This window comes from Nitrosomonas sp. Nm58 (genome assembly GCF_900107335.1).
GTDB lineage: Bacteria > Pseudomonadota > Gammaproteobacteria > Burkholderiales > Nitrosomonadaceae > Nitrosomonas.
The window spans coordinates 1-1,072 of record NZ_FNPQ01000124.1; the positions used below are offsets into that span (position 1 = coordinate 1).

Consider the following 1,072-nt stretch of genomic DNA (forward strand, 5'->3'; position numbering starts at 1 on the left):
ACTCCATCTTTATCCGGCTCGCTCCAAATAGCAAAGTATGAATGGACCGTGCGCCACTTCGGAAATTCGCTTGGCAACATGCGCCACTGGCAACCGCTCTTGAGTAAATACAACACCGCACAAAATACTTCGTGCAAATCGATTCGACGTGGACTGGTCTTCTTGCGCGCACTTTCCAGCAGTGGGCGGATCTGCTCGAACTGTTCGCGACTGATATCACTTGGATAACTTGTTCTCATCCTGCAAATATCGCACTTTTTCTGTCAAACGAAAAGACTTTGAACAGGTTCTAAGGACAGGTTTGAGCGGTGCACCAAGCTGTTTGGCATCTGGTTTTTCAAGAATCGCATCAAAGACTTCTCCATTGCGATCACGAGCAATCAGCACAGGGATTTGTTCAGCAGAAAGGCCTAGCTTGCTGCCTTCCCGCCCCGGTCACAGGCAGGTCTCAGAAAATTCCGCTGCCCCTTGAATGACTCCAGGAAAAAGGTTTCACCCGCCTCAGCAATACCAGACAACACCGATGCTTTGTCAGTCACGAATCCTTTTAGAAACCGGTGTCTCCAGCAAAATGCCGTAGACGAGTGGATGATGCAGCGCTGAGCCTGATGTATCCCCACGAATTTACCCTCTCTCCAATAGAATCGAAGTAATCTACTAAAAGGGCTTGCGCTTGCTCCAACATTGAGGCGGATAATTCAAAAACGACATAGCGGCAAGCTATTCTGGCGAGAAAAATAACTGAATAGGGTGAACGACCTTGGCCGCTGTTGACCTTAATGTGTCGCTCGATATCAGTACCTTTTAAACATATCCCCGTAAGCCAAAGCGCAAAAATGATGAGCGCGGCAATTAATAACAGGTTGGCTCGGCGTTCGGCTTCAATCCGACTTTCGCTGGTAAAATCCAAACCATAATGCGTACTTTGGGTGTCTCGCAAGCCTTCCTCAATTTGCATACGGCTTCGATAATAATCCACGACCCGCACTGCAGAAAACGCTTTTAGCGAGGGCGATACAACCAGAAGCCAAGGCTCTTTTTCGCGTTTGGCATGTTTACGACTGGCACTGGA

At 48.4% G+C, this 1,072-nt stretch carries 1 protein-coding gene and 2 pseudogenes; all 3 read right to left on the bottom strand.

From position 1 onward, the window contains the following. A partial coding sequence (locus BLW34_RS15345; RefSeq protein WP_143037955.1) for a transposase occupies nucleotides 1-239 on the bottom strand: 239 nt, incomplete at its 3' end. A gap of 52 nt (nucleotides 240-291) precedes the next feature. After that, a pseudogene (locus tag BLW34_RS17230) lies at nucleotides 292-605 on the bottom strand (IS1595 family transposase); the annotation flags it as partial. Continuing rightward, nucleotides 548-1,072, bottom strand: a pseudogene (locus tag BLW34_RS15350) (hypothetical protein); the annotation flags it as partial. The pseudogenes BLW34_RS17230 and BLW34_RS15350, both read right to left, overlap by 58 nt.